This window comes from Nonomuraea sp. 3N208 (assembly GCF_052245935.1).
Taxonomy (GTDB): domain Bacteria; phylum Actinomycetota; class Actinomycetes; order Streptosporangiales; family Streptosporangiaceae; genus Nonomuraea.
Genome location: NZ_JBQQBR010000010.1, coordinates 77,106 through 102,865, shown reverse-complemented (window position 1 = coordinate 102,865; position 25,760 = coordinate 77,106). Strand labels below are relative to the sequence as shown.

Below are 25,760 nucleotides of genomic sequence, written 5' to 3'. Positions count from 1 at the left end.
AGGTGACGGGGCGTGGCAGCTCGCGATGATGCTGAGGCTCGAGCCGCGCAGCGCGAACGGGAGGTCGCTGATCTTTCAACACAGGTCTCCTTCCTCCAGGAGGAGATCACCGCGCTGAGGCGGAAGCTGGCCGAGTCACCCCGTCAGGCCAGGGTCCTCGAAGAGCGTCTCCATGAGGCACAGGCGAACCTCGCGGCCGTGACCGGCCAGAACGAACGCCTGGTGGCCACACTCAAGGAGGCCAGGGACCAAATCGTCGCTCTCAAGGAGGAGGTCGACCGGCTGGCGCAGCCGCCATCCGGCTTCGGCACCTTCCTCGAGGCCAGAGAAGACGGCACGATCGAGGTGTTCACCGGCGGCCGCAAGCTGCGGGTGAACGTCAGCCCTGCCGTCGACATCGACTCGCTGCGGCGTGGCCAGGAGGTCATGCTCAACGAGGCGCTCAACGTGGTCGAAGCACTCGGCTACGAAGAGGTCGGCGAGATCGTGATGCTCAAAGAACTGCTCGACGAGGGCAAGCGGGCCCTGGTCATCTCGCACGCCGACGAAGAACGCGTCGTGCGTCTGGCCGAATCGCTGGTCGGCCAGCCCATCAGGGCCGGCGACTCGCTCCTGCTCGAACCTCGCTCCGGCTACGTCTACGAGCGCATACCCAAGTCCGAAGTCGAAGAGCTCGTGCTCGAAGAGGTCCCCGACATCTCCTACGAGGAGATCGGCGGCCTCAGCAGGCAGATCGAGCAGATCAGGGACGCCATCGAGCTGCCCTACCTGCACGCCGATCTGTTCCGCGAGCACAAGCTGCGGCCCCCCAAGGGCGTGCTGCTGTACGGGCCGCCCGGCTGTGGCAAGACGCTCATCGCCAAGGCCGTCGCCAACTCCCTGGCCAAGCAGGTCGCGGAGAAGACCGGCCAGTCAGGCAAGAGCTTCTTCCTCAACATCAAGGGCCCGGAACTGCTCAACAAGTACGTCGGCGAGACCGAGCGGCACATCCGCCTGGTCTTCCAGCGCGCCAGGGAGAAGGCTTCCGAGGGCACCCCGGTGATCGTGTTCTTCGACGAGATGGACTCGATCTTCCGCACCCGCGGCTCCGGCGTGTCGTCCGACGTCGAGAACACCATCGTCCCCCAGCTGCTGTCGGAGATCGACGGCGTCGAGGGCCTGGAGAACGTCATCGTCATCGGCGCCTCCAACCGCGAGGACATGATCGACCCGGCGATCCTGCGGCCCGGCCGCCTGGACGTCAAGATCAAGATCGAGCGGCCGGACGCCGAGGCGGCCAAGGACATCTTCTCCAAGTACCTCGTCGCCGACCTGCCGCTGCACCCCGAGGACCTGTCGGAGCACAGCGACTCCCGCGAGGCGACGATCGGCGGCATGATCCAGAGCGTCGTCGAGCGCATGTACACCGAGAGCGAGGAAAACCGCTTCCTCGAGGTGACCTACGCCAACGGCGACAAGGAAGTCCTCTACTTCAAGGACTTCAACTCCGGAGCGATGATCCAGAACATCGTCGACCGGGGCAAGAAGATGGCCATCAAGCAGTTCCTCGAAAGCGGCCAGAAGGGCCTGCGGGTGCAGCACCTGCTCACGGCCTGCGTGGACGAGTTCTCCGAGAACGAGGACCTGCCCAACACCACCAACCCGGACGACTGGGCCCGCATCTCCGGCAAGAAGGGCGAGCGGATCGTCTACATCCGCACGCTCGTCTCCGGCAAGCAGGGCACCGAGGCCGGCCGGTCCATCGACACCGTCGCCAACACCGGCCAATACCTGTAACACCACCGAAGAACGGGAGGGCCGGGCGGCCCTCCCGTTCTCGTGTGCGGCACGGCCGACAGGCATGCCCGGCGCCGTGGCGCGAACACACCCTGACCGCCGGCTCCTAGCATGGCGATCATGGAGTACCTCAACCCCGGACGCGCCCCCTACACCGCGCGGGAGCGCGAACTCATCGGGGCCGCGCACACCCGCCAGGCCCGCGCCCACTTCGACCGGCACCCCGCCTACCGGCCCACGCCCGTCCACACCCTGCCCGGCCTGGCGGGCACGCGGGCCGTCCACGTCAAGGACGAGAGCGGCCGCATGGGGCTCGGCAGCTTCAAAGCCCTCGGCGGCGCCTACGCCGTCCACCTGCTCGCCCAGCGGCACGGCGGCGGCACCCCGGTCCTCTGTGCCAGCGCCGGCAACCACGGCATCTCCGTCGCGTACGGCGCGCGCGAGGCCGGTGTGCCGTGCGCCGTCTACCTCGGCCACGACGTCCCCGAGGCGTTCGCGCGGCGGCTGCGCGTGCTCGGCGCCGAGGTGCGGCGCGACGGCGACGACTACGAGGCCGCCATGGCCGCCGCGCAGCGGGCCGCGCACGAGCACGGGTGGCGGCTCGTCGCCGACAGTTCGTGGGAGGGCTACACCGAGGTGCCGCTCGACGTCATGCGCGGCTACACGGTCCTGTTCGACGAACTCGCCGGGCCATGGCCAGGCACGGGTCACGTCCCGCCGGGCGCGGGCGCGCCTTGGGAGGCGCCCACCCACGTGTTCGTACAGGCGGGCGTCGGCGGGCTGGCCGCCGCGGCCGCCGGATACATCCGCGACCGCTGGGGCGAGCAACCGAAGATCATCGTTGTGGAGCCGGAAGGCGCGCCCTGCCTGATCGAGAGCGCCCGCGCCGGCCGCCCCCTCCGCGTCCCGGGCTCCCACACCGATCTCGGCAGGCTCGACTGCCGCGAACCCTCCCTCATCGCCCACCGCCTCCTGACCCGCCTCGCCGACCTCTACATGACCATCACCGACGACGACGCCGAGGCCGCCGTCCGGCTGCTCGCCGGCCACGGCGTCGCCCTGTCCGCCTGCGGCGCCGCCGGAGCCGCAGGTCTGGTCGCGCTCAGCCCCTCAGGTCGCGCCGCCCTCGGCCTCGACTCCACCTCCCGGGTGTTGGTAGTGGGAACTGAGGGACCGGTGGAACCAAAGTGACACAATTTCCGTCAAAGATGGCGTGCATGCCCCCAACCGGCCCAAACACGCTCGGGAGGACGGCCGGTTGGCCGAACTCGACCTCCTGCGCTTCGTCGCCGCCCTGGCCGTCGTCGCCTTCCACTACCTGGTCGCGTACGCCTCCGTCTGGGGCGACCGGCCCGCCGAGCTGTTCCCCGCGCTCGCCCCGTTCGCCGGGCTCGGCATCCTCGGCGTCGAGTTGTTCTTCATCATCAGCGGGTTCGTCATCCTCATGAGCGTCTGGGGACGCGGCCTCGGCGCGTTCGCCCGGTCCCGGCTCGTCCGCCTCTACCCCGCGTACTGGCTCAGCCTCGGCGCCGTAGCCGCCCTCTACGGGCTCACCGGCGCCAAGGCGCTCGACCCAAAACTTTCACCAGGCGAATACCTGCTGAACGCCACCATGTTCCAGCGGTTGTTCAAGATCACCGATGCCAGCCCCGTCTACTGGTCGCTGTGGGCCGAACTCCGCTTCTACCTGCTGATGGCCATCCTCGTGATCATCGGCGTCACGTACGGCCGCGTGCTGGCGTTCGCCGGCCTCTGGCTGGCCGCCGCCCTGGCCGTCAAAGTGCTCGGGCACACCGGGATTCTCGACAACCCCGTCCTCGACGAGATCGTCATGCCGGACTACGCCCCCTACTTCGTCGCCGGCATGAGCCTGTATCTCGTACGCAAACACGGCAGTTCCTGGCTGCCCTGGCTCTACGTCGCCGCCGGATACGCCATGTCGATCGACTCCGCGCTCGCCCGCGTGCACCGGCGCATCGACGCCGCCGGGTTCAAGAACATGCCGGTCACCGATGCCAGCGTCATCATCACCATCACCGTGATCTTCGCGGTGATGGCCCTCGCCGCGCTCGGCGTCCTACGCCTCAAATCCTCCAAAACGCTCACCGCGCTCGGAGGCACGACATACCCTCTTTACCTGTTCCATGGTGTCGTCGCCGTCGCCCTCATCCCCGCGCTCACCGGCGACCTGCCCCCCTGGGCCGTCGCCGTCATCGCCACGCTGACGGCCGTCCTGCTCTCGTATCTGGTCTACTCCTTTGCCGAACGCCCCATCCAGCGGCTACTCAAGCCCCGCAGACCCACACAAACCCCATCAGCTCCGGTCGTACAGGTGGAAAAGGCGTCGGTGCCATAACTCTGTGGCCCTGGGGCACTGTGAAGGGCATAGGCTCGGGCATATAAACGGCGGATAGACAGACCCGGACGAACAGAGGGTGTTGCATGACGGTGCGTCGGGTGATGGGCATCGAGACCGAGTACGGCATCTCCGTACCCGGCCAGCCAGGCGCCAACGCGATGGTGACCTCCTCACAGGTCGTGAACGCCTACCTGGCCGCCTCGGCGGCCCGCGCGCGCAGGGCACGATGGGACTTCGAAGAAGAAAACCCGCTGCGCGACGCACGCGGCTTCGACCTGGCCAGAGAGGTCGCCGACCAAAGCCAGCTCACCGACGAGGACCTCGGACTCGCCAACGTCATCCTCACCAACGGCGCCCGCCTCTACGTCGACCACGCCCACCCCGAATACTCCTCGCCCGAATGCACCAACCCCCGCGCCGCCGTCATCTGGGACAAAGCCGGAGAACGCGTCATGTACGACGCCGCCACCCGCGCCTCCGCCATCCCCTCCAACGCGCCCATCCAGCTCTACAAGAACAACACCGACGCCAAAGGCGCCTCCTACGGCTGCCACGAGAACTACCTCATGCGGCGCGCCACCCCCTTCGCCGACATCGTCCGCCACCTCACCCCCTTCTTCGTCTCCCGCCAAGTCGTCGTCGGCGCCGGCAAAGTCGGCATCGGCCAGGACTCCCGCGGCGAAGGCTTCCAGATCAGCCAGCGGGCCGACTTCTTCGAGGTCGAGGTCGGGCTTGAGACCACGTTGAAGCGGCCCATCATCAACACGCGCGACGAGCCCCACGCCGACCCCGAGAAATACCGGCGACTCCACGTGATCATCGGCGACGCCAACATGTCCGAGATCTCCACCTACCTCAAGCTCGGCTCCACCGCGCTCGTGCTCGCGATGATCGAAGAAGGCTTCCTCACCCGCGACCTCGCCGTCGAAAGCCCCGTGCAGGCACTCAGGGCCGTCTCCCACGACCCCAGCTGTAAGTACGAGATCCCCATGCGCGACGGACGCAAGCTCACCGCCATCCAGCTCCAGATGGAGTACCTGGAGCAGGCTCGCAAGTACGTCGAAGAGCGCGGCACCGCCCAAGACGAGATGAACAAGGACATCCTCGACCGCTGGGAATCCGTCCTCACCCGCCTCGCCGAAGACCCCATGCAGCTCGCCCACGAACTCGACTGGGTCGCCAAACTCGAACTCCTCGAGGGCTACCGCAGCCGCGACGGCCTCGCCTGGTCACACCCCAGACTCCAGCTCGTCGACCTCCAATACTCCGACATCCGGCCCGACAGAGGCCTCTACAACCGCCTCGTCGCCCGCGGCCGCATGCAACGCCTCGTCACCGAAGACGAAGTCCAGCGCGCCGTGGAAAGCCCTCCGGCCGACACCCGCGCCTACTTCCGCGGCCGGTGCCTGAGCCAATACAGCGAATCCGTCGCCGCCGCATCCTGGGACTCCGTCATCTTCGACATCCCCGGCCGCGAATCGCTGCAGCGGGTCCCGACGCTGGAGCCGCTGCGCGGGACGAAGGCCCACGTCGGTGAGCTGTTCGACCGGTGCAGGACCGCCGCCGACCTCGTCGCCGCGCTCACCGGCGGAGACTGACCCTCACTCAGAGCAGCAGGCCGATCCCCAGCGTCAGCGTGCCCACCGCCAGGCACGCACCGCCGGCGAACGTCAACCAGATCAGCCTGCTCGGCTTCGTGTCACTCGGGCGCACCACCGACAGGAAGAAGCCCAGCGGCATCAAGATGGGCGCCGCCACGATCAGTGTGCGCGTCAGCGCCGTCACGCCCTCTGACAGGCTCGCCTGGTCCACGTACAGCATCGCCACCAGGCTGAACAGGACCAGAACGCCCGCATGCGCGTGGCCGGCCCGCCACAGGCTGCGGCGGACCGGGTTGTCCAGATAGCCAGGGACGTTACGCATGAGGAACTTGAGCAACGTGATGCCGCCGAAGGCCACTCCGGGGACTGTGATGAGGAGCACACCTGCGGTGCTCAGAGACGAAGGGGACATCTCAACCTCCTTGTGGGTACGGCATCCCAGTATTGGATAGGAGGGCTATCTAGTCAAGCGGACAAGATCGCTGGGCGATCGGCGCGAAATGTCGGCTGGTTCGGGGAAGATATGCCTTAGAGGCAGTCCCCCAAGTGGAGGTAGGACATGGCTACCAAGGACACCGGCGGTCAGAAGCAGACCGGGCGGCGCGAGGCCGAGGTCGAGGAGACCCAGGCTGCGGAGGCGTCTGACGTTCAGGAGCGGCAGGAGAAGCTCACTGACGATGTCGACTCGATTCTGGACGAAATAGACGAAGTTCTCGAAGAGAACGCAGAGGAATTCGTGCGCTCTTACGTCCAGAAGGGCGGAGAGTAGGGCAAAACGGACAGACGAAAGGGGTGAATCGGGTGGAAACGCCGGACGGAGTAAAGCGGTGCCCGGACTGTGGGGAGACTAAGACGGTCTCTGAGTTCGGGCGCAATAAGCGCATGGCTGATGGGCTTGCGCGATATTGCAAGGCCTGCTTCAGGAGGCGTTCCACTCAGAGTTACCGCAAGCGCATGGGCGAGCAAGGGAAAACTGTGCGCGATCGGGTTCAGGTTCCCGCTGGGCATAAGTACTGCGCGCGATGTGCGGAGATAAAGCCCAAGAGCGAGTTCGGTAGTAACAGGGCTAGCAAGGATGGAGTGACCACCTACTGCAAGCCGTGTCATGCTGTCGTTACTCGTGAGAATAAGACCAAGAAATACGGCAGTGAGCGGAATTATCTGCTCCAATACCGTTACGGCATTACCCAGGACGACTTTGAGCGCATGCTCGCCCAGCAGGGCGGGCTCTGCGCCATCTGCAGGGTCGTTCCGGGCACCTTCGTCGATCACAGTCACGAGACCGGGCAGGTCCGGGGCGTTCTCTGTTTCAACTGCAACAATGGGCTCGGCCACTTCGGCGACAACACTGTCTTGCTGGAGCTGGCCGCCCTCTATTTGGACGGGGAGGTGCTCTGGCCGGATTTCCTGATCCTGCCGGAGCAGCGTGACGGCGGGTCCGTGGCGCGGACGCGGACTTATCACCTGTCGCAGCGTTATCGGATGCGGCATGAGGATGTCGAGAAGATGGTCGCGGCGCAGCACGGGTTGTGTGTGGTGTGCTGGGGCCGGCCGCCGGAGCATGTGGATCATTGTCATCGGACCGGCGATGTGCGGTATGCGTTGTGTTTGCCGTGCAATACCGGGATCGGGCAGTTCAGGGATGATCCGGCGGTGGTGTGGCGAGCGCTGTCGTATGTCGAGGCGGCGTCGCCGGATGATTTCGAGGAGGTGGAGGTCTCCGAGGAGGAGCTGGAGGAGTTGTTCCGGGCCGAGGAGGAGCTTCGTGCTGATTTCTATTCCAGGGCGACCCGGGTGGGTTGAGTCCGGTTATTTCTCCGGCATGGTGTAGTCGACTGCCACGCCGAGGAGGCGGACAGGGCGGTTGAGGTCGAAGCGGTCGAGGATGGCGACCGCCGTGTCGGACAGGACGCGGGGGTCGGTGGTGGGGGTGGGGAGCTTCGACTGGCGGGTGCGGGTGAGGAACGGGGTGAAGCGGACTTTGACGGAGACGCGGATCGCTTCGCGGCCTTCGGTGGCGGCGTCGTGGGCGACGTGTTCGGCGAGGGCGGCGACGTGGTGGGCGATCTCGGCCGGGTCGGTGAGGTCGTGGGGGAAGGTGGTTTCGCGGCTGTGGCCGCGGGCGATCCAGGGTGTGGTGACGACTTCGGCTTCGCCTTTGCCGAGGGCGAGGTAGCGGTACCAGGGGCCGTTGGTGGGGCCGAAGGCGCGGGCGAGTTCGGCGGGGTCGGCGGCGGCGAGGTCGGCGACAGTGTGGAGGCCGAGGGCGGCGAGTTTCTTGGAGATTTTGGCACCGATGCCCCACAGGGCGTCGGTGGGGCGGGCGTACATGATCTCGGCCCAGTTGTCGCTGGTGAGGCGGTAGATCCCGGCGGGTTTCGCGAAGCCGGAGGCGAGTTTGGCCTGGTGTTTGTTGTCGCCGATGCCGACGGAGCAGGACAGGTCGGTGCGCGCGCGTACGGCGTGCTGGAGGTCGGCGGCGAGGGCTTCGGGGTCGTCGGTGGCGGCGCCGATGAAGGCTTCGTCCCAGCCCCATATTTCGACCCGTACGGGGAATTCGCGCAGCACTGCCATGACGCGTTCTGAGGCGGCTTCGTAGGCGGGCGGGTCGCTGGGCAGGAAGACGGCGTGGGGGCAGCGTCTGAGGGCGGTGCGGAGCGGCATGCCCGAGTGGATGCCGTGTTCGCGGGCTTCGTAGGTGGCGGTGGCGGCGACGGTGCGGGGTTGGGTGGGGTCGCCGCTGCCGCCGACGACGACGGGTTTGCCGCGGAGTTCGGGGTGGCGGAGGATTTCGACGGCGGCGATGAACTGGTCGAGGTCGACGTGCAGGATCCAGTCTCTGGTGGGGCTGGATGGCCCGGTGGTCATGGTGTCCAGTATGGCCTGTGCGGCGCGGAGGGCCACGCTAGGCCGCTCTCAGCCGGCCTGGTGGTTCTCGCTGAGGTGCAGTGTCTCGTCGCGGTAGATGAGGCTGCGGCGGGGCACGGCCCAGGCCTGGGTGCCGGTGGGGGGTTCGTCGCCTTCGGGGACGGCGGCCTGGATGAGGGCGTCGGGGGTTTCGAGGGTGACGAGGGTGTGGGTGCCGAGGTTTTCCAGGACGGAGATGGTCCCGGGGAAGGCATCGGGTCGTGGGGTGGCGGACAGGTCCGTGTATTCGGGGCGTACGCCGTAGGTGACGTGGTCGCCGGGGGCGAGGCCGGGCGGGACGGGGAAGGTGGCGCCGGCGACGTGGAGGGCGGTGGGGGTGACCTCGGCGGGGAGCAGGTTCATGGGGGTGGAGCCGATGAAGGAGGCGACGAAGGTGGTGCCGGGGCGGTGGAAGATGTCGGCGGGGGTGCCGATCTGGATCATGCGGCCTTGGGACATGACGGCGATGCGGTCGGCGAGGGCGAGGGCTTCGGCTTGGTCGTGGGTGACGAAGGCGGTGGTGACGGCGAGTTCGCGCTGAAGCCGTTTGAGGAAGGTGCGGGCTTCGAGGCGGAGGCGGGCGTCGAGGTTGGACAGCGGTTCGTCGAAGAGGAACGCGGCGGGGTGGCAGGCGATGGCGCGGGCGAGGGCGACGCGTTGTTGCTGGCCGCCGGACAGTTCGCTGGGGCGGCGGTGGAGGAGTTCGGTGAGGCTGAGCCGGGCGGCGACTTCGGCGGCTTTGGCGGCGCGCTGGGCGCGGGGCGTCTTCTTGATGCGGAGGGGGTAGGCGATGTTGGCGGTGACGTCCATGTGGGGGAAGATCGCGTAGTCCTGGAAGACCATGGCGACGTCGCGGTCGCCGGGCGGCAGGGCGGTGACGTCCCTGCCGTCGATGCGGACGCTGCCGGCGGTGGGGGTTTCGAGGCCGGCGATGGTGCGCAGGAGGGTGGTCTTGCCGCAGCCGGAGGGGCCGAGGAGGGCGAAGAACTCGCCGTCGGCGATGGTGAGGTCGATGCCGTCGAGGGCGCGTACCCCGCCGGGGAAGATCTTGGTGAGGCCGTGCAGCGAGATCACCGTTTGATCCCTCCGTGGAAGCGGAAGCCGTACCGCTGGGAGACGAACAGGTACATGGCCACGACCGGGAGTGAGTACAGCAGGGAGAAGGTGGAGATGAGGTCGAGCCTGGGGGCGCCGCCTTCGGTGTAGAGGGTGTAGAGGATGACGGAGCCGGGGGCTTTCTCGGGGTCGCGCAGCAGGATGAACTGGAACAGGAAGCCGCCCCAGACGCTGGCGAGGGCCCAGACGGCGATGGTGGCGAGTCCTGGCCGGACGAGGGGGATGACGATGTGGCGCAGGATCTGCAGGGGGGATGCGCCGAAGACGCGGGCGGACTCCTCGTAGGAGGTGGGCGTCTCGTCCATGAAGTCCTTCAGGATGAAGATCGCGGCGGGCAGGAGGCCGCCGGAGACGACGAGGATGACGCCGAGGTGGGTGTCGATGAGGTCGAGCCGGGTGGCGAGCTCGAAGATGGGCACCATGGCGGCGGTGCCGGTGACGACGGACGACAGCAGCAGGAGCAGGTAGAGCAGCGCGTCGCGGCCGGGTACGCGGACTCGGGACAGGGCGTAGGCGGCGAGGGCGGCGAGGGCGACGACGAGCGCGGCGGCGCCGCCTCCTTGGATGAGGGAGTTGCGGATGGAGCCGAGCGCGTAGGGGTTGTCGAGGATGGCGGCGAAGTTGCGCAGCGTGAATTCAGGGATCGACGTGGTGATGGTGGGGGTGTCGTCGAAGGGGGCGCTGGCCAGCCAGAGCATGGGGAGGGTGAAGAAGGCCAGGACGACGGCGATGAAGACAGTGGCGGCGAGGCGACCGACGACGTGGCGGATCATGCGGGTGGTCCTCCGGCGGCGGCGACTTCCTGCTGGCGGCGCTGGCCGCGGAGCAGTCGCAGGTATGCCAGGGCGAAGATGAGGTTGATGAGCAGGATGAGGAAAGAGATGGCGGCGCCGACGCCGAGCTGGCCGTCTCTGAGTGCGATGCGGTAGACGTACACGGGCAGGATTTCCGAGCGGCCTTCTGGGCCGCCGCCGGTGAGGACGAACGGTGTGAAGTCGTTGAACGTCCACAGGCTGATGAGCAGCAGGTTGGTCAGGATGTGCCGGCGGATGCGGGGGAAGACGACGTCGCGCAGCTGCTGCGGCACGCTTGCGCCGGCCAGGCGGGCGGTTTCGAGGTGTGAGGGTGGCACGTTCTCGAGTGCGGCGGAGTACAACATCATGGAGAACGCGGTGCCGCGCCACACGTTGAAGATGATGATCGACAGCAGCGGGTAGTCGAGGAGCCAGGCGAATCCGGGTGTGTGCAGCAGCGCGTTGAGTGTTCCTTCGTCGCGGTCGAGCAGCGCGAACCACAGGAATCCGACGACGGTGCTGGGCAGGATCCACGACAGCAGGACGACGCCTTCGACGAGGCGGCGCACGGGGCCGGTGCGGGTGCGCAGGATCCAGGCGAGGGCGAAGCCGAGTCCGGCCTGGCCGATGATGGCCGAACCGCCGACGTACAGGACGGTCAGCCACAGCGAGGTGAGGAAGCGGGGGTCTTCGAGCGCGCCGGTGTAGTTGTCGAGGCCGACGACCTGCGGGTTGGCGGCGGCCAGGCCGGTGAGCCGGTAGTCGGTCAGCCCGAGGTAGATGGTCCACAGGGCGGGGAAGACGAGGAAGACGGTGATGAGGACGAGGGCGGGCAGGACGAACGTGATCGCCCTGCCCTTGCCCAGTCCGGCGGCGTCAGCCGCCGACGTTGGCCGCGCCACCGACGATTTCCTCCAGTTTGGCCTGGTAGGCGGCGGCCGCCTCGTCGGCGCTCTTGCCGCTGACGACGGCGGCGGTGGCCTCCTGCAGGGCGGTCGACACCTGCGGGTAGACGGCCAGTCCTGGCCGGTAGGCGGTGAGGGGCAGCACCTCGTCGGCGATGTACTTGAGCATCGGGTCGGCGGTGAGCACCTCGCTGTTGACGTCGGTGCGGGAGCTGATGCGCGCCTGCCCGGCCAGCTGCGACTTCGTCGCCTCGGCCGAGTGCATGAAGGCGAGCAGGTCCCAGGCGAGCTTGGGGTTCTTGGAGAACGGGTTGAGCACGCGGACGGCGCCGCCTGACATGCTGACGTGATCCTGGCCGCGGATGCCGCCGCCCGGCTGCTTGGCGGGGATCTTGGCGTAGCCGACGACCTGGTCGCGGTCCTTCATGGGGGCGACGCCGGCGGTGGGTTCGACGACGGAGCGCCAGAAGTAGTCGCTCTCGGCCAGGATGCCGATCTTGCCTTGCGCGAATTGGGCGAAGGACTTGTCGCGGCCCTTGGCCTCCTGCTGGAGTTTGGGGTCGCCGAGGCCGCTGCCGCCGTAGATCTGCTGGTAGAAGCCGAGCACGTCCTTGACGGCCTGCGAGTCGCCGGCCCACTTGCCGGCGGCGTAGATCTCGGAGCCGGCGCCGGCCAGCAGCGGGAGCACGCCTTGCATGGTGGTGGCCTCGCCCATGGCGGTGCCGGCGTTGATCTGGATGGGGACGGGCACGCCGGCGGCCTTGAGCTTGTTTCCGGCGTCGATGATGTCCTGCCAGCTCTTGGGCTCCCACGTCTCGGGCAGCCCGGCCTTGGCGAACAGGGTCTTGTTGTAGAACAGGACGCGGCCATCGGTGCCCTGCGGCAGGCCGTACTTCTTGCCGTCGAAGATGCCCAGGCCCTGCACGGCCTGCGGGATCTGCGACCAGCCCTCCCACTGCTCGACGGCGGGGCCGCCGACCTCGGTCAGCGGCTTGATGTAGCCGGCCTGGGCGAACTCGCCGACCCAGATGCCGTCGACGTCGATGACGTCGGCGCCGCTCTTGGATTTGAGGTCGAGCGCGATCTTCGTCTTGTACTGCTCGTCGTCGACGCCGCTGGGCTGGAACAGCACTTTGACGTTCTGGTGGGTCTTCTCGAACTCGGGGATCACCCAGTTCTTGATCCAGGTGGCCGACTCGGAGTTCTTGCCGCCCTGGATGGAGTTGGCGGCGATGGTGAGGGTGACGCTTCCCGGGCTGGATTCCGTGCCCGTGCCGCAGGAGGTGAGGGCGAGGACGGCGGTGGCGGCGATCACCGCAGGTCGGCTGGGGAATCGCATGTCGGCCTCCTGTTCAGGACGTGCAGACATACCGACAATCGCATGGGCCGTTGGCGGCGTAAAGAAACGATCTGGACACGAGGCCCGGCGTTTCCGGGGTCACGCAGGGGAGGGTTCGCCGTGAGCTGATCGTGGGAAGTGCAGACAGCAGCACAACATGAGTAGGGTCGCCCTAGGAACACTGACGATTGGGAGGGAGTCGCGTGGCATCGCACAGGGATCTGCCCGCCGGCTTGGGGGACCATCTTTTCCGTAACACCGGAACCTCCTCGTTCACGGAGTTCGTGAGCTCGTATGCGCCGGAGTTGCTGCCGCGGCGGGATGAGGTTCTGGCCACTCCGATCGGCGACCAGGTTCCGCACGCGACCACGATCGTGGCCGCCACCTTCGCCGGTGGCGTGGTCATGGCGGGCGACCGGCGGGCGACGTCGGGCAACATCATCTCGCAGCGTGACGTGGAGAAGGTGTTCCGCGCCGACGAATACTCGTGCATGGGCATCGCGGGCACGGCGAGCACGGGCATCGAGTTCGCCCGGTTGTTCCGCGTGGAGCTGGAGCACTACGAGAAGCTCGAGGGCCTGGGCATGTCGGTGAAGGGCAAGGCCAACCGGCTGGCCACCATGATCAGGGGCAACCTGGCCATGGCCATGCAGGGGCTGGTGGTGGTGCCGCTGTTCGCCGCCTACGACCCGGACAAGGACGAGGGGCGCATCTTCAGCTACGACGTGGCGGGCGGGCCGTACGAGCGGGAGAGGTTCGACGCGATCGGCTCGGGCTCGATCTTCGCCCGCGGGTCGATGAAGAAGCTCTACCGCGACGGCGCGTCGGCGGACGACATGGCGATGACGCTGATCCAGGCGCTTTATGACGCGGCCGACGACGACTCGGCGACCGGTGGTCCCGACGTGACGAGGAAGATCTGGCCGATCGTGACGGTGATCGACGCCGACGGCTTTCGCCGGCTGAGTGAGGAGCAGGTCTCCGGCTACGTCGACCAGATGCTGGAAGCCCGCCTGATCTCGCCCGACGGCCCCATCGCCCCGCTGCGCTAGAAAGGACCACCGCCTGTGTCCATGCCATTTGGATATGCGTCCCCTGAGCAGATCATGCGGGACAAGGCCGATTACGCGCGCAAGGGCATCGCGCGGGGCCGTTCCGTCGTCGTGCTGCAGTATGTCGACGGGTTGTTGTTCGTGGCGCCCAACCCGTCGCGGGCGCTGCACAAGATCAGCGAGATCTACGACCGCATCGGGTTCGCGGCCGTGGGCCGCTACAACGAGTTCGAGGAGCTGCGGCGCGGCGGCATCCGCTACGCCGACATCAACGGCTTCACCTATGACCGCACCGACGTGACCGGCCGCGGCCTGGCCAACCTCTATGCCTCCAACCTGGGCCGCATCTTCACCGAGTCGATCAAGTCGCTGGAGGTGGAGGTCGTGATCGCCGAGGTGGGCGACACCCCGGAGGGTGATGCGATCTACCGGTTGACGTTCGACGGGTCGGTGTTCGACGAGCACGGTTTCGCGGCCATGGGCGGCCAGGCGGAGGCGGTGGTCAGCCGGCTGAAGGAGCGTTACCGGGAGTCGATGTCGCTGGCGGACGCGCTGGAGGTGGCCCTGTCGGCGCTGACGGAGCCGGGCGGGGAGCGGCCGCCGGTGGGGCAGCTGGAGGTTGCGGTGCTTGACCGCCACCGGGAGCACCGCAAGTTCTTGCGGCTGACGGGCGCCCGCCTGGAGCGCCTCATCGCCCAGACGTCCACCCCGCCGTCCGCCCCGCCCACGGCCCCGCCGTCCGATACCCCGCCTCCCACCGGCCCCGAGGGGCCCGTGGACGACGGCTCGTCACCCCTGTAGGTCTACCTGCCGTCCCCGGGGCCGCCACTCGGTCGCGGTCCCTCGGGGGCGGGCGGGGCCTGTGCCGGACGCCGTGTCGGCCGGAGATGTGATCCGTATCACGATGATTCGCCCGAACCGGGCGGCGTGATCGAGGATCTCAGAATCCGTGAACACTTCCATGCGGACTCTCCTGGCCGGTGGCGCGGCCGCCGCGGTGATGCTGACGTCCGGAGTGGCCGCGCACGCCGCCACCGCGTACCCGGACTACGAGGCGCCCAAGATCTTCGGCACCTCGTTCCAGCCTGACCCGAAGCATGACTTCACCAAGGGCATCCACTCCCGCCGCAACGGCATTCTGCGCGGCTGGATCACCGACGTGCGGGGCGCCGTCGCGGAGTACGAGCCGATCAAGTGGAAGAAGGGCACCCATACCGAGGGCAACTTCGTGGGCCCGCCCGAGGGGGACGTCATGGCGTACGCCTCGCCCATCGCCAAGGACGTGCTCTACCTGTCGGCGTACGGCTGCTCGTCGTCGATGACGAACCTCACCGTGAGCAGGAAGACCGGCCTCGGCACCAAGAAGTGCTCCAGGACCACGCTGATCAAGCGGCACGACCGCACGCGGATGCCCGCGCTCATCACCGTGCACAAGGGCAGGATCGTCAAGGTTCAGGAGATCTATACGCCCTGACGGGCGCGCGGCCGGCACCCGCGCCCCGTGGGGGCGGGCGCGGGACGGAGCGTGCCGATCGCGCCCGGCGGAAAACACCCGAGAAGATCTCTCCCGCTGGCCGACCCGCGGGCATAGTGTGAGGTAATGGATCGTCGCATCTTCGGGCTGGAGAACGAGTACGGCGTGACCTGCACGTTCAGGGGGCAGCGCAGGCTGTCGCCCGACGAGGTCGCGCGCTACTTGTTCCGGCGGGTCGTGTCCTGGGGCCGATCGAGCAACGTCTTCCTCCGCAACGGCGCACGTCTCTATCTGGACGTGGGCAGCCATCCTGAATACGCAACACCCGAGTGTGACAACGTCATCGAGCTCGTCACCCACGACAAGGCGGGCGAGCGCATCCTCGAAGGGCTTCTCGTCGACGCCGAGAAGCGGCTTCGCGAGGAGGGCATCGCCGGTGACATCTACCTGTTCAAGAACAACACGGATTCCGCCGGCAACTCCTACGGCTGCCACGAGAACTACCTGGTCGGCAGGCACGGGGAGTTCGGGCGGCTGGCGGACGTGCTGATCCCGTTCCTGGTGACGCGGCAGATCGTGTGCGGCGCCGGCAAGGTGCTGCAGACGCCCCGCGGCGCCGTCTACTGCGTGTCACAGCGGGCCGAGCACATCTGGGAGGGCGTCTCCAGCGCCACCACCCGGTCCCGGCCCATCATCAACACCCGTGACGAGCCGCACGCCGACGCCGAGCGGTTCCGCCGCCTGCACGTCATCGTGGGCGACTCGAACATGAGCGAGACCACCATGCTGCTCAAGGTCGGCGCCACCGACCTGGTGCTGCGCATGATCGAGGCGGGCACGGTGATGCGCGACCTGTCGCTGGAGAACCCGATCCGGGCCATCCGCGAGGTCTCCCACGACATGACCGGCCGGCGGCGGGTGCGCCTGGCCAACGGCCGGGAGGCGTCGAGCCTGGAGATCCAGCAGGAATACCTGTCGAAGGCGAAGGACTTCGTCGACCGGCGCGGCGGCGACGCCATCGCGCACCGGGTGCTGGAGCTGTGGGAGCGCACGCTGCGCGCGGTCGACACCGGCGACCTCGACCTGGTGGCGCGGGAGATCGACTGGGTGACGAAATACCAGCTCATCGAGCGTTACCGGAAGAAGTACGACCTGCCGCTGTCGTCGCCGCGGGTGGCGCAGCTGGACCTCGCCTACCACGACGTGCACCGCAAGCGGGGCCTGTTCTACCTGCTGCAGAAGCGCGGCTCGGTGGAGCGGGTGGCGTCCGACCTGAAGATCTTCGAGGCCAAGTCGGTGCCGCCGCAGACGACCCGGGCGCGGCTGCGCGGCGAGTTCATCCGCAAGGCGCAGGAGAAGCGCCGCGACTTCACCGTCGACTGGGTGCATCTCAAGCTGAACGACCAGGCGCAGCGGACGGTGCTGTGCAAGGACCCGTTCCGCAGCGTCGACGAGCGGGTGGACAAGCTCATCGCCGGGATGTAGCGATCGGTTTACCTCGGCCCTACCGGAGAGTCAGGTAGGGTGGCGCGAATCTGCCGTCTTTCCGAGGGAAGCGCATGCGCCGCGTTCTGGCCATTCTGGCCGCCCTGCCTTTGATCTTGTTCGCCGCCGCGTGCGGCTCCGAAGATAGTCCCGCGACCAGCGCCTCCGCCAGCGCCCCCGCCGGGGGTTCCGCCGGGGTGAAGGTCACCGGTAACGTGGGCGCCAAGCCCACGGTGACCTTCCCCTCCGGCACGCCCGCGACCAAGTCGTCGTACGAGGTGATCCAGCCGGGCACCGGCGCCGCGGTCAAGGCCGGCGACAAGGTGATCGTCAACCTGACCGTCTACAACTGGGACGGCAAGGGCAACGCCGTCCAGGGTTCCTCGTACGACACGAAGGCGCCGGAGACGATCCCGGTCAACGAGCAGCTGCCGCAGGTGCTGCAGGAGGGCTTCACCAAGGTCAAGCACGGCGGCCGGCTGCTGGCCGTGCTGGCCAACGACTCGATCCCGCAGCAGCAGCAACAGCAACAGACCACGCCGGCCGAGCCGACCAAGGTGTTCGTGATCGATGTGGTGGGCGCGCCGCCGGCGGCGCTGAAGGCCGCCACCGGCAAGGAGACCGGTCAGAGCCTCGCGGGCGTCAAGGTCGAGAACCCTGGCGGCGACAAGGCGCCCACGCTGACCACGAAGACCTCCGAGAAGCCGTCGGACAAGCTCGTCGTCAAGACGCTCATCGAGGGCACCGGGGCGAAGGTGCAGGCCACCCAGACGCTGACCGTGCACTACACGGGCAAGATCTGGGGCACCGACAAGCAGTTCGACTCCAGCTGGGAGCGGGGGCAGCCGGCCGAGTTCCCGCTCAGCGGGGTGATCCAAGGGTGGCAGCAGGGGCTGGCCGGGGTGCCGGTCGGCAGCCGGGTCGTGATGAGCATCCCGCCGGCCCTTGGATATGGCGACCAGGCGCAGCAGAACATTCCCGCGAAGAGCACGCTGGTGTTCGTCGTGGATGTCCTGTCGGCCTACTGACGAGCCCGCGGAGGCGCGCGGGGCGGGCCTCCGCGGCATGGGGTGTGCGCCGGCCGTACACCACCGGCCCGGACCGCGCGCCGGCCATGGCCGAGCGTCCCGCGCCGGGTCCGGTGGTGGCCGGGTGCCCGTGCGCGGTGCCGGCCGCGCCCGTCGCCTCGGGCCCTTGCCGACCGGGCTGCGTGGCTTGTGACGCGGTGCAAGGGGGATGTGCGCGTGGGGGATATTTCGTAGCTTGGTGACGTGTGATCTGGCGTCGCGGTAGCATCGCGGGGCCTGCCGGCGCAGCGTCGGCGGGCCGCTCCGCGTGGGAGGATCGATGCTCCGCCGTGCCGTCGCCCCGCTCCTGCTGGCGTGCCTGATGGCGGCGGGCTGCACGGGCGAGCCGGCGGGGAGCCTGGAGCTGAAGGTGGGCGGCGCGTTCGGTGCCAGACCCACGATCGCCTTCCCGGACGGCAGGCCGGCGGCCGGCCTCCAGGTGGACGAGCTGGCCACCGGCAAGGGCGCGCGGCTCGAGCCCGACGACGTGGCGATCGTCCAGTACACCGCGCACGTGTGGGACGGCGGCCAGAACCGCCTGGTCGACTCCAGCTTCAACCGCGGCGCCCCGGCGGCGTTCCCCGTGGGGCGGCTGCTGCCGGGCCTGGACCAGGCGTTGCAGGGCCGCACGGTCGGCAGCCGGGTGATCGCGGCCATCCCGCCCGACCAGGGCTTCGGCCCCAACCCGCCGACCGGTGTCCAGCCCGCTGACGAGCTGTTCTACGTCGTCGACATCCTCGGCGCCCACCCCAAGGGCGCCTCGATCGTCGGCAGCGGCGGCTCGCTGGCGGGCGTGCGCGTCACCGGCGGTGGCCGCCCGAAGCTGGCGGTGCCCGCGACCGCGCCGCCGGCCCGGTTCGCCGCCAAGGTGCTCGACCGCGGCAGCGGGCGCAGGACGCAGGCGGGGCAGCTCGTGGTCGTCCAGTACTGGGGCGCGGTCTGGAGCCGCCGCCGGATCTTCGACACGACCTGGACGACGGGGCAGCCGAAGGCGTTCAGGATCGGCGACGGCACCGTGATCAAGGCCTGGGACAAGGCACTGGTCGGCGTCCCGGCCGGCAGCCGCGTCCTGATGATCGTGCCGCCCTCGCACGGGTACGGCGCCCCGGGCCATCCCGCGTACGGGATCAAGGGCTCCGACACCCTGGTCTTCGTGGTGGACGTCCTGGCCGCGTACTGACGGCGGAGGCGGCACGGAGAAATAGACTCCGCTTGTGGGCCACCAGAGGGAGCGAACGATCAGACACGGCGGCACCGACGATCTCGAGGCGCTGGCCCTGCTGCACGACCCCGTACGCCGCAGCCTCTACGACGCCGTCACCGCCGGCGGCGGCGACGTGGGCAGGGGAGAGGCGGCCGAGGCGGCGGGCGTGTCCAGGACGCTGGCCGGGCACCACCTGGACAAGCTCGTCGAGGCGGGCCTGCTGGAGAGCGGGTTCCGGCAGCAGGAGAAGAAGGGCCCGGGCAGCGGCCGGCCCGCCAAGGTCTACCGCAGGGCCAGGGGCGAGCGGTCGGTGAGCCTGCCGCCGCGCGACTACGCCGCACTCGCCTCGGTTCTGGCGGACGTGGTGGACCTGCTCGGGGCCGAGGAGCAGGCCGAGGAGGTGGCCCGCCGCGCGGGCGAGCGCATGGCCGGGCAGTACGCCGGGCAGCCGGTCGAGCGGGTGCTGGGGGAGCGCGGCTACGAGCCGTACGAGGAGGGCGGGACGCTGCGGTTGCGCAACTGCCCGTTCCACGTCCTGGCCGAGGAGCAGCCGCTGCTGGTGTGCTCCATGAACCTGGCCCTGTGCCAGGGGCTGCTCCAGGGGCTCGGCGACGACCCGGCCAGGGCGAGGCTGGATCCGCGGCCGGGGGAGTGCTGCGTCGCCCTTTCTAAAACAAATGGAGATTGACATAGAAGGAGAAGGGGTGGTGTGCTGGGCGTCATGCATCTCGCTGAGCTGAACCTCGCCCACCTGCGCGCCCCCATCGACTCCGCCGAGCTCGCCGAGTTCGTCGCCCTGCTCGAACCCATCAACGCCATCGCCGACGAGGCCCCCGGATTCGTGTGGCGGCTGAAGGAGAGCGAGACCGACCCCACCGCCACCGTCGTGCACGACTACGGCGACTACCTGCTGATCAACTTCTCGGTGTGGGAGTCGCTCGACACGCTGTGGGACTACGTCTACCGCAGCGCCCACCTGGGGGTGCTGCGCCGCCGCAGGGAGTGGTTCCTGCGCATGGCGGAGCCGTACATGGTGATGTGGTGGATCCCCGAGGGGCACATCCCGTCGCTGGCCGAAGGGATGGAGCGGCTGGAACGCCTCAAGGCCGAAGGGCCGAGCCCCGAGGCGTTCACGTTCAAGGACTCCTACGACAGCAGCGCGGCCCCCAGCCTGCCCGCCGCCGCCGAGGCCAGGAAGTAGGCCAGGTCCTCCTCCAGGCCCCGGCCCATCGTCGACAGCTTGACCGGCGAGCCGCGCAGTGCCTCGTGCAGGCCGTCCACCGGCACCGGCACCAGGCGGTGCCGCACGGCCAGCAGCTCGGCCTGGTCCCTGACCCGCTCGCCGAACTCGCCGGGCAGCTCCGGCACCGGCACGTCCGCCGGGGACAGGGCCACCCGGCCGTAGGCGGTCAGCGAGTGGTGGGAGACTCCGTAGTGGCGCTCGCGCCGGTCGCCCTCGCTGATTCGCAGCGCCGCCACCGGCCGCCCCCGCAGCACCCCGGCCGCGTTGACCGCCTCGCCCGCCGACACGCCTGAGAAGCCCCATTTGGTGCCCGTGCCGAGGTTGCCCGGGCCCTGGGCGACGATCGCGACGTCGGCCTCCAGCACGTGCCTGGCCGCCAGCAGCCCCGTGTGCACGGTGACCGCCTCCACCTCGCCGCCGAACGCCTGCCCGACCGTCACCACGCCCGCCAGCCAGCCGGCTTCCCGCAGCCGCGCCGCGGCCATCGAGAACCACACCGGCAGCGCGCCGCCGTCCTGCATCACGTACGCCACCCGCGTGCCGGGCGCGGCCTCGTACAGGCCGCACAGGATCGGAGCGAGCGCCGAGTGCAGGTCGGCCACCACCACCGGCATCCCGTCCAGCGAGTCTGCCTCGCGCAACTTGTCGTGATGGGGGGAATCCTGCTCGTCCGCGCCCAGCACCGTGGCCTGCAGCGGCGTGTACCGGGCCTTCACCAGGTGCCCCGGTCCCTCAGGATCTTGCGGCAAACGGTTCGGGACGGCCACCACCATGGCGTAACCTCCCGTACCGAGACCCATTGCGAGCGCGGTCGTGTTGAGCAGCACCTCGTCGCCGGGTTCCGGGCGGCCCACCAACGGTGGGTACGCGAGCGCCCGGCACTCCCCCTCGGGGACGGCGACGTCCAGCTCCACCGCTCCCGGCCACTCGCGTCGGATCCGTACGACCTCGCCCTTGCGCCATCTGATCACGGGGGCAGGGTAGCGTCATGAAGGAGGAGTGAGGCAGATGTCGCGCCGGAAGACGGAACGATTGCTCAATCTGGTGATCTGCCTGCTCGCCACCCGGCGCCCGCTGTCGGCCGAGCAGATCCGCCAGGCCGTGCCCGGCTACGACCGGGACGGCGACGAGGCGTTCCAACGCATGTTCGAGCGGGACAAGAACGAGCTGCGCGAGCTCGGCATCCCCATCGACGTGGTGCGGGACCCGTGGGAGGACGAGCCCGGCTACCGGATCGAGCGGCAGTCGTACGAGCTGCCCGAGATCACTCTGGAGCCGGACGAGGCCGCTGTGCTGGGGCTGGCCGCGCAGGTGTGGCAGCGTGCCAGTCTGGCCGAGGCCGCCTCGGGGGCGCTGCTGAAGCTGCGCGCCGGCGGCGTGGCCACCGACCAGCCCGTCGGCGGGACGATGGGCGGAGGCGCTCTGGAGTTGCGCGTCGACACCCGCGACCCGGCGTTCCCCGCGCTGTGGGACGCCGTACGCGACCAGCGGGTCGTGCGCTTCGACTACCGCGGCGCCGGCAGTGAGAGCGTCCGCAGCCGGACCGTGGAGCCGTGGGGCGTGGTCAGCCGCCGCGGCAAGTGGTACCTGGCGGGCTTCGACCGCGACCGGCAGGCGCCGCGCGCCTTCCGGCTCAGCCGCATCACCGGGCAGGTCGCCGCGCTCGGCAAGGCGGGCGCCGTGCAGGTGCCCGAAGGCATCGACCTGCGGGCCATGGTCGGCTTCCCCGACGAGCCCATGGACGAGCGCGTCGCCGTCGTACGCGTGCGCCAGGGGGCGTGCGAGGGACTGCGGCAGCTGGCCAGGGCCGTGCATTCCGGCACCGACGGGTGGGACGAGGCCGAGCTGGTCTTCTCCGACCCCGAACGGCTGGCCGGGTGGATGGCCAGCCTCGGCGCCGACGTCGAGGTCGTCGAGCCGCCGGACGCCCGCGAGGCCGTCATCCGCAGACTGAAGGGGGCCATGGCGTGAGCGAGCCGAGCGAGCGAACAATCAGACGCGGCAGTGGCCCACTCATGCGACCGACGAAGGAGGGCGCATGAGTGGGTCGGCGGATCGGCTGCCCAGGTTGCTGGCGCTGGTGCCGTACCTGATGTCCCATCCTGGGGCGCAGGTCGGCGAGGTGGCCTCGGTGTTCGGGCTGAGCGAGAAGCAGCTCATCGACGACCTGCAGCTCGTGTGGATGTGCGGGCTGCCCGGCCACACCCCCGGCGACCTCATCGACGTGTCCTGGGACGGCGGCGAGATCATCATCGACAACGCCGACACCATCGCCAGGCCGCTGCGGCTCGGCATCGACGAGGCCAGCGCCCTGCTGGTCGCGCTGCGCATGCTCGCCGCCACCCCTGAGCTCGCCGAGGTCCAGGCCGGCAGCGACGCGCTGCCTCGCGTGATGGCCAAGCTGGAGCGGGCCGCGGGCGAGGGCGCCGCCACCGTCAGCAGCCAGGTCACCGTCGACGTCGACGCCGCCCCCGACGCGCTGCCGCGGGTACGCGAAGGGCTGAAGCGGGGGCGCAGGCTGTCGCTGCGCTACTACGTGCCCGGCCGCGACGAGGTGACGCCGCGCGAGGTCGACCCCACCCGGGTCGTGGTCGTCGACGGCCGCGCCTACCTGGAGGGCTGGTGCTACCGGGCCGAGGCGATGCGGCTGTTCAGGCTCGACCGGATGCTCGGCGTGGACGTCCTCGACGTGCCCGCCGACCCGCCGGAGGAGGCCGAGCCCATCGACGTCACCCAGGGAGTCTTCCGGCCCTCGCCGACCGACGAGCTGGTCGAGCTGGAGGTCAGCGCCGCCGGGCGCTGGGTGGCCGAGTACTACCCGTGCGAGCAGGTCATCGAGCTGGGCGAAGGGCGGCTGCGGGTGGCGTTGCGGGCCCGCGACGAGGACTGGATACTCAAGCTGGCGCTGCGGCTGGGCGACACCGGCAGGGTCGTCTCGCCGCCCCGGATGGCCGAGACCGTCCGCCGTGAGGCCGAGCGCGCCCTGGCCCTGTACGCTCACCGGTCATGACGTGGATCTTCTTGACCGCCGGGCTCGTCCTGGCCGGGCTGGCCGTGCTCGCAGTCGCGGCCGCCCGCGTCGTGATCGCCGCACGTGGCCTGAACAGGGAACTCGCTCAAATTAACGAGCAATTCAGGTTGAAACAGGACCTCAAGGGATGAGGCAGAGCGCCTGGCAGCGTACGATCGGGGGGAAACACAGCACGCCGCTCACCGTGAAGGACGTCACATGAACTTGGGAGCTCCAGAGATCATCCTGATCCTGGTGGCCTTGGTCCTCCTGTTCGGGGCCAAGAAGCTGCCGGACCTCGCCCGTGGCGTCGGCCGGTCCCTGCGCATCTTCAAGGCGGAGACCAGCAAGATGACCGAGGACGACGACGACAAGCCGACGGTCGTGCAGGCCACGCCCGAGCCTCAGGCGGCCCCCGCGCCCCCGCAGCAGATCCCTGCCGCGCCGGTGATCTCCGCCGAGGAGCAGGCCCGCCGGCTCGAGGAGGAAGCCGCGCGCCTGCGTGCCGGCGCGCAGGCAGACAAGCGTCCCTGACCACCCCTCGTCCCCAGGACTGCTGAATGGCGCTGCTGAAACGGTCGGGCCCCAAGTCGGAGTCGGACCCCGAAGGCCGGATGCCGCTCATGGAGCACCTGCGTGAGCTACGCAACCGGCTGCTCATCGCGTTCGCCGCCGTGGCGGTGGGCCTGATCGTCGGCTGGATCGTCTCCGGCCTGGTGTGGGAGCTGCTCAAGGAGCCCTACTGCGCGACTCCTCAATCGCGCCAGCTCAACGGGGCGTGCAGTCTCACCTACAACGGTATCTTCTCGTCGTTCTTCATCACGCTGAAGATCTCGTTGATGGTGGGCCTTGTGGTGTCCTCGCCCGCCTGGCTCTACCAGATCTGGGCGTTCGTCACCCCGGCGCTCTACCGCACCGAGAAGCGCTACACGATAACGTTCCTGGCGCTGGCCATCCCGCTGTTCGCGCTGGGCGCGGCGCTGTCCTACTTCATCATGGACACCGCCCTGGGGTTCCTGCTGGGATTCTCGCTCGACGGCACGGTCGCCACGATCTCGATCGACGACTACCTCGACTACGTCCTGATCATGCTGATGATCTTCGGGGTGTCCTTTGAGCTGCCGCTGCTGCTGGTGTTCCTCAACATCATCGGGGTGCTGCCGCGCGCGACGGTCGCCAAGCACCGGCGGCTGATCATCTTCCTGATGTTCGTGTTCGGCGCCGTCGTCACGCCCGGCGGCGACCCGATCACCATGATGGCGCTGGCCGCGCCGATGATCGTGCTGTTCTCGGCCGCCGAGCTGTTCATGTACCTGCGGGAGAAGCGGCAGCCACAGAGCGAGTTCGCGCACCTGTCCGACGACGAGGCCTCGCCGCTGCCGGAGGACACGCCGCTCGACGACGACGATCCCGCGGACACCCGCCTCGAAGAGGACCCGGTTCGGCCCGATAGGCCCGAAGAGGATTCCGGTTCCGTTCGATAGGCGATAGGTTCCGGGCGTGTCCCCGCAACTTGCGCTGCTCGTCAACCCGGCCGCCCGCGGCGGCCGGACGCTGCGCCTGCTCGAGCCCGTGGCGCGCCGACTGCGTGCCGGTGGGGCCGAGCTGTCGGTGATCGTCGGCGATGACGCCGCGGACGCGCTCGAACGCGCCTGCACCGCCGTCGCCGAACGCCCCGACGCGCTCGTCGCCTTCGGCGGCGACGGCCTGGTCCACCTGGCCGTGCAGGCCGTGGCCGGCACCGACGTGCCGCTCGGCATCATCCCCGCCGGCACCGGCAACGACATCGCGGCCGCGCTCGGCGTCCCCTGCAAGGACCCCGTCGCGGCGGCCCGTACCGTGCTGCGCATGAAGTCGCGGCTGGTCGACGCGGCCCGCATCCGCGCCGGGGGCGTCGACGAGCTGTTCGCCGGCGTGGCGTGCTGCGGATTCGATTCGCGCGTCAACGAGCGGGCCAACCGGCTCACCTGGCCACCCGGGATGGCTCGATACCTGGTCGCGACGCTGGAGGAGCTGCGGTCGTTCCGGCCCATCCCGTTCCGGGTCACCTTCGACGACGACGAGGTGGTCGAACAGGAGGCCATGCTGGTGGCCGTGGCGAACACCTGCTCGTACGGCGCCGGGATGCAGGTGTGCCCGGATGCCCGGCCCGATGACGGGCTGCTGGACGTGGTGATGGTGGGCGCCATCTCCAAGGGGAAGTTCCTGCGGGTGTTCCCGAGCGTGTACCGAGGGACGCACGTCGGGCACCGGGCGGTGTCGGTGCGGCGGGTGCGCAGGGTGAGGCTGGAGGCATTGGACGTGGTGGCGTACGCCGACGGGGAGCGGATCGGACCGGTGCCGGTGGAGTGCGAGGTGCGGCCCGGGGCGCTGCGGGTCATCGTTTGAGATCTACATTGTAAAGGCGCCCGGGTGGGTGCGATCCGGG

General features: G+C 69.1%; 27 protein-coding genes. 20 read left to right on the top strand and 7 right to left on the bottom strand.

What is annotated here, in order from left to right; all coding sequences use genetic code 11:
- Window positions 1-12: 12 nt before the first annotated feature.
- The 4 genes from arc (at window position 13) to dop (ending at window position 5,733) form a co-directional block, all read left to right on the top strand.
- Entirely contained in the window at window positions 13-1,776 is a 1,764-nt protein-coding gene (gene arc / locus ACTWPT_RS17240; RefSeq protein WP_443178390.1) for a proteasome ATPase, read from the top strand.
- 120 nt (window positions 1,777-1,896) lie between these two features.
- A complete protein-coding gene (locus tag ACTWPT_RS17235; protein ID WP_443178389.1) occupies window positions 1,897-2,967 on the top strand; it encodes a pyridoxal-phosphate dependent enzyme in 1,071 nt (356 codons plus the stop codon).
- 67 nt (window positions 2,968-3,034) lie between these two features.
- Complete coding sequence (locus ACTWPT_RS17230) at window positions 3,035-4,132, top strand: acyltransferase family protein (RefSeq protein WP_443178388.1); 1,098 nt, start codon at window positions 3,035-3,037, stop codon at window positions 4,130-4,132.
- A gap of 86 nt (window positions 4,133-4,218) precedes the next feature.
- Window positions 4,219-5,733 (top strand): depupylase/deamidase Dop, encoded by a 1,515-nt coding sequence (dop, locus tag ACTWPT_RS17225; RefSeq protein WP_443178387.1) that lies wholly within the window; start codon window positions 4,219-4,221, stop codon window positions 5,731-5,733.
- 7 nt (window positions 5,734-5,740) lie between these two features.
- On the opposite strand, the gene ACTWPT_RS17220 is transcribed toward dop, so the two are convergent.
- A complete protein-coding gene (locus ACTWPT_RS17220; RefSeq protein ID WP_443178386.1) occupies window positions 5,741-6,148 on the bottom strand; it encodes a hypothetical protein in 408 nt (135 codons plus the stop codon).
- A 147-nt stretch (window positions 6,149-6,295) separates the two neighbouring features.
- Between ACTWPT_RS17220 and ACTWPT_RS17215 the strand changes: the two genes are divergently transcribed.
- Both ACTWPT_RS17215 and ACTWPT_RS17210 read left to right on the top strand, forming a co-directional pair.
- Window positions 6,296-6,505, top strand: a complete 210-nt coding sequence (locus tag ACTWPT_RS17215; RefSeq protein ID WP_127934196.1) for a ubiquitin-like protein Pup — start codon at window positions 6,296-6,298, stop codon at window positions 6,503-6,505.
- A 311-nt stretch (window positions 6,506-6,816) separates the two neighbouring features.
- The gene (locus tag ACTWPT_RS17210) at window positions 6,817-7,539 is read left to right on the top strand and encodes an endonuclease VII domain-containing protein (protein ID WP_443178385.1); all 723 of its coding nucleotides are present in this window, start codon (window positions 6,817-6,819) and stop codon (window positions 7,537-7,539) included.
- A 6-nt stretch (window positions 7,540-7,545) separates the two neighbouring features.
- Here ACTWPT_RS17210 and ACTWPT_RS17205 read toward each other — a convergent pair whose 3' ends face one another.
- From ACTWPT_RS17205 to ACTWPT_RS17185, 5 genes are read right to left on the bottom strand one after another with little or no spacing between them, the layout of a single operon-like run.
- Window positions 7,546-8,604, bottom strand: a complete 1,059-nt coding sequence (locus ACTWPT_RS17205; RefSeq protein ID WP_443178384.1) for a DNA polymerase IV — start codon at window positions 8,602-8,604, stop codon at window positions 7,546-7,548.
- Window positions 8,605-8,652: 48 nt separating this feature from the next.
- On the bottom strand, window positions 8,653-9,717 hold the full coding sequence (locus ACTWPT_RS17200) for an ABC transporter ATP-binding protein (protein WP_443178383.1): 1,065 nt from the start codon (window positions 9,715-9,717) through the stop codon (window positions 8,653-8,655).
- Window positions 9,714-10,532: a carbohydrate ABC transporter permease gene (locus ACTWPT_RS17195; protein ID WP_443178382.1), complete on the bottom strand. Its 819-nt coding sequence runs from the start codon at window positions 10,530-10,532 to the stop codon at window positions 9,714-9,716. The genes ACTWPT_RS17200 and ACTWPT_RS17195 overlap by 4 nt, the downstream gene beginning before the upstream one ends.
- Window positions 10,529-11,455, bottom strand: coding sequence for a carbohydrate ABC transporter permease (locus ACTWPT_RS17190; protein WP_443178381.1), 927 nt, complete (start codon window positions 11,453-11,455; stop codon window positions 10,529-10,531). Before ACTWPT_RS17190 ends, ACTWPT_RS17195 begins: the two co-directional genes overlap by 4 nt.
- A complete protein-coding gene (locus ACTWPT_RS17185; protein WP_443178380.1) occupies window positions 11,430-12,797 on the bottom strand; it encodes an extracellular solute-binding protein in 1,368 nt (455 codons plus the stop codon). Before ACTWPT_RS17185 ends, ACTWPT_RS17190 begins: the two co-directional genes overlap by 26 nt.
- A gap of 203 nt (window positions 12,798-13,000) precedes the next feature.
- On the opposite strand from ACTWPT_RS17185, the gene prcB reads away from it, so the two are divergent.
- The 8 genes from prcB to ACTWPT_RS17145 all read left to right on the top strand — a co-directional run bounded on the left by prcB (window position 13,001) and on the right by ACTWPT_RS17145 (window position 20,280).
- The gene (gene prcB, locus ACTWPT_RS17180; RefSeq protein WP_443178379.1) at window positions 13,001-13,849 is read left to right on the top strand and encodes a proteasome subunit beta; all 849 of its coding nucleotides are present in this window, start codon (window positions 13,001-13,003) and stop codon (window positions 13,847-13,849) included.
- A 21-nt stretch (window positions 13,850-13,870) separates the two neighbouring features.
- The gene (gene prcA, locus ACTWPT_RS17175; protein ID WP_443178537.1) at window positions 13,871-14,650 is read left to right on the top strand and encodes a proteasome subunit alpha; all 780 of its coding nucleotides are present in this window, start codon (window positions 13,871-13,873) and stop codon (window positions 14,648-14,650) included.
- Between the two features lie 148 nt (window positions 14,651-14,798).
- Window positions 14,799-15,323, top strand: a complete 525-nt coding sequence (locus ACTWPT_RS17170) for a hypothetical protein (RefSeq protein ID WP_443178378.1) — start codon at window positions 14,799-14,801, stop codon at window positions 15,321-15,323.
- Between the two features lie 126 nt (window positions 15,324-15,449).
- Window positions 15,450-16,808 carry a Pup--protein ligase gene (gene pafA, locus ACTWPT_RS17165; protein ID WP_443178377.1) on the top strand — a complete coding sequence of 453 codons (1,359 nt, stop codon included), beginning with the start codon at window positions 15,450-15,452 and terminating at the stop codon, window positions 16,806-16,808.
- Window positions 16,809-16,882: 74 nt separating this feature from the next.
- Complete coding sequence (locus ACTWPT_RS17160; RefSeq protein WP_443178376.1) at window positions 16,883-17,836, top strand: FKBP-type peptidyl-prolyl cis-trans isomerase; 954 nt, start codon at window positions 16,883-16,885, stop codon at window positions 17,834-17,836.
- 319 nt (window positions 17,837-18,155) lie between these two features.
- A complete protein-coding gene (locus ACTWPT_RS17155) occupies window positions 18,156-19,055 on the top strand; it encodes an FKBP-type peptidyl-prolyl cis-trans isomerase (protein ID WP_443178375.1) in 900 nt (299 codons plus the stop codon).
- A gap of 34 nt (window positions 19,056-19,089) precedes the next feature.
- A complete protein-coding gene (locus ACTWPT_RS17150; RefSeq protein WP_443178374.1) occupies window positions 19,090-19,767 on the top strand; it encodes a helix-turn-helix transcriptional regulator in 678 nt (225 codons plus the stop codon).
- 33 nt (window positions 19,768-19,800) lie between these two features.
- On the top strand, window positions 19,801-20,280 hold the full coding sequence (locus tag ACTWPT_RS17145; protein ID WP_443178373.1) for a DUF3291 domain-containing protein: 480 nt from the start codon (window positions 19,801-19,803) through the stop codon (window positions 20,278-20,280).
- On the opposite strand, the gene ACTWPT_RS17140 is transcribed toward ACTWPT_RS17145, so the two are convergent.
- Window positions 20,226-21,293: a DUF3866 family protein gene (locus ACTWPT_RS17140; RefSeq protein WP_443178372.1), complete on the bottom strand. Its 1,068-nt coding sequence runs from the start codon at window positions 21,291-21,293 to the stop codon at window positions 20,226-20,228. The two genes, ACTWPT_RS17145 and ACTWPT_RS17140, sit on opposite strands and share 55 nt — an antisense overlap.
- A 37-nt stretch (window positions 21,294-21,330) precedes the next feature.
- On the opposite strand from ACTWPT_RS17140, the gene ACTWPT_RS17135 reads away from it, so the two are divergent.
- The 6 genes from ACTWPT_RS17135 (at window position 21,331) to ACTWPT_RS17110 (ending at window position 25,720) form a co-directional block, all read left to right on the top strand.
- Window positions 21,331-22,293, top strand: a complete 963-nt coding sequence (locus ACTWPT_RS17135) for a helix-turn-helix transcriptional regulator (RefSeq protein ID WP_443178371.1) — start codon at window positions 21,331-21,333, stop codon at window positions 22,291-22,293.
- Between the two features lie 67 nt (window positions 22,294-22,360).
- A complete protein-coding gene (locus ACTWPT_RS17130; protein ID WP_443178370.1) occupies window positions 22,361-23,332 on the top strand; it encodes a helix-turn-helix transcriptional regulator in 972 nt (323 codons plus the stop codon).
- Window positions 23,329-23,484 carry a hypothetical protein gene (locus ACTWPT_RS17125; RefSeq protein WP_443178369.1) on the top strand — a complete coding sequence of 52 codons (156 nt, stop codon included), beginning with the start codon at window positions 23,329-23,331 and terminating at the stop codon, window positions 23,482-23,484. The genes ACTWPT_RS17130 and ACTWPT_RS17125 overlap by 4 nt, the downstream gene beginning before the upstream one ends.
- Window positions 23,485-23,551: 67 nt before the next feature.
- On the top strand, window positions 23,552-23,866 hold the full coding sequence (gene tatA, locus ACTWPT_RS17120) for a Sec-independent protein translocase subunit TatA (RefSeq protein ID WP_443178368.1): 315 nt from the start codon (window positions 23,552-23,554) through the stop codon (window positions 23,864-23,866).
- Between the two features lie 26 nt (window positions 23,867-23,892).
- Window positions 23,893-24,816: a twin-arginine translocase subunit TatC gene (gene tatC / locus ACTWPT_RS17115; protein WP_443178367.1), complete on the top strand. Its 924-nt coding sequence runs from the start codon at window positions 23,893-23,895 to the stop codon at window positions 24,814-24,816.
- A gap of 16 nt (window positions 24,817-24,832) precedes the next feature.
- A complete protein-coding gene (locus tag ACTWPT_RS17110) occupies window positions 24,833-25,720 on the top strand; it encodes a YegS/Rv2252/BmrU family lipid kinase (protein WP_443178366.1) in 888 nt (295 codons plus the stop codon).
- The last annotated feature ends 40 nt before the right edge of the window (window positions 25,721-25,760 follow it).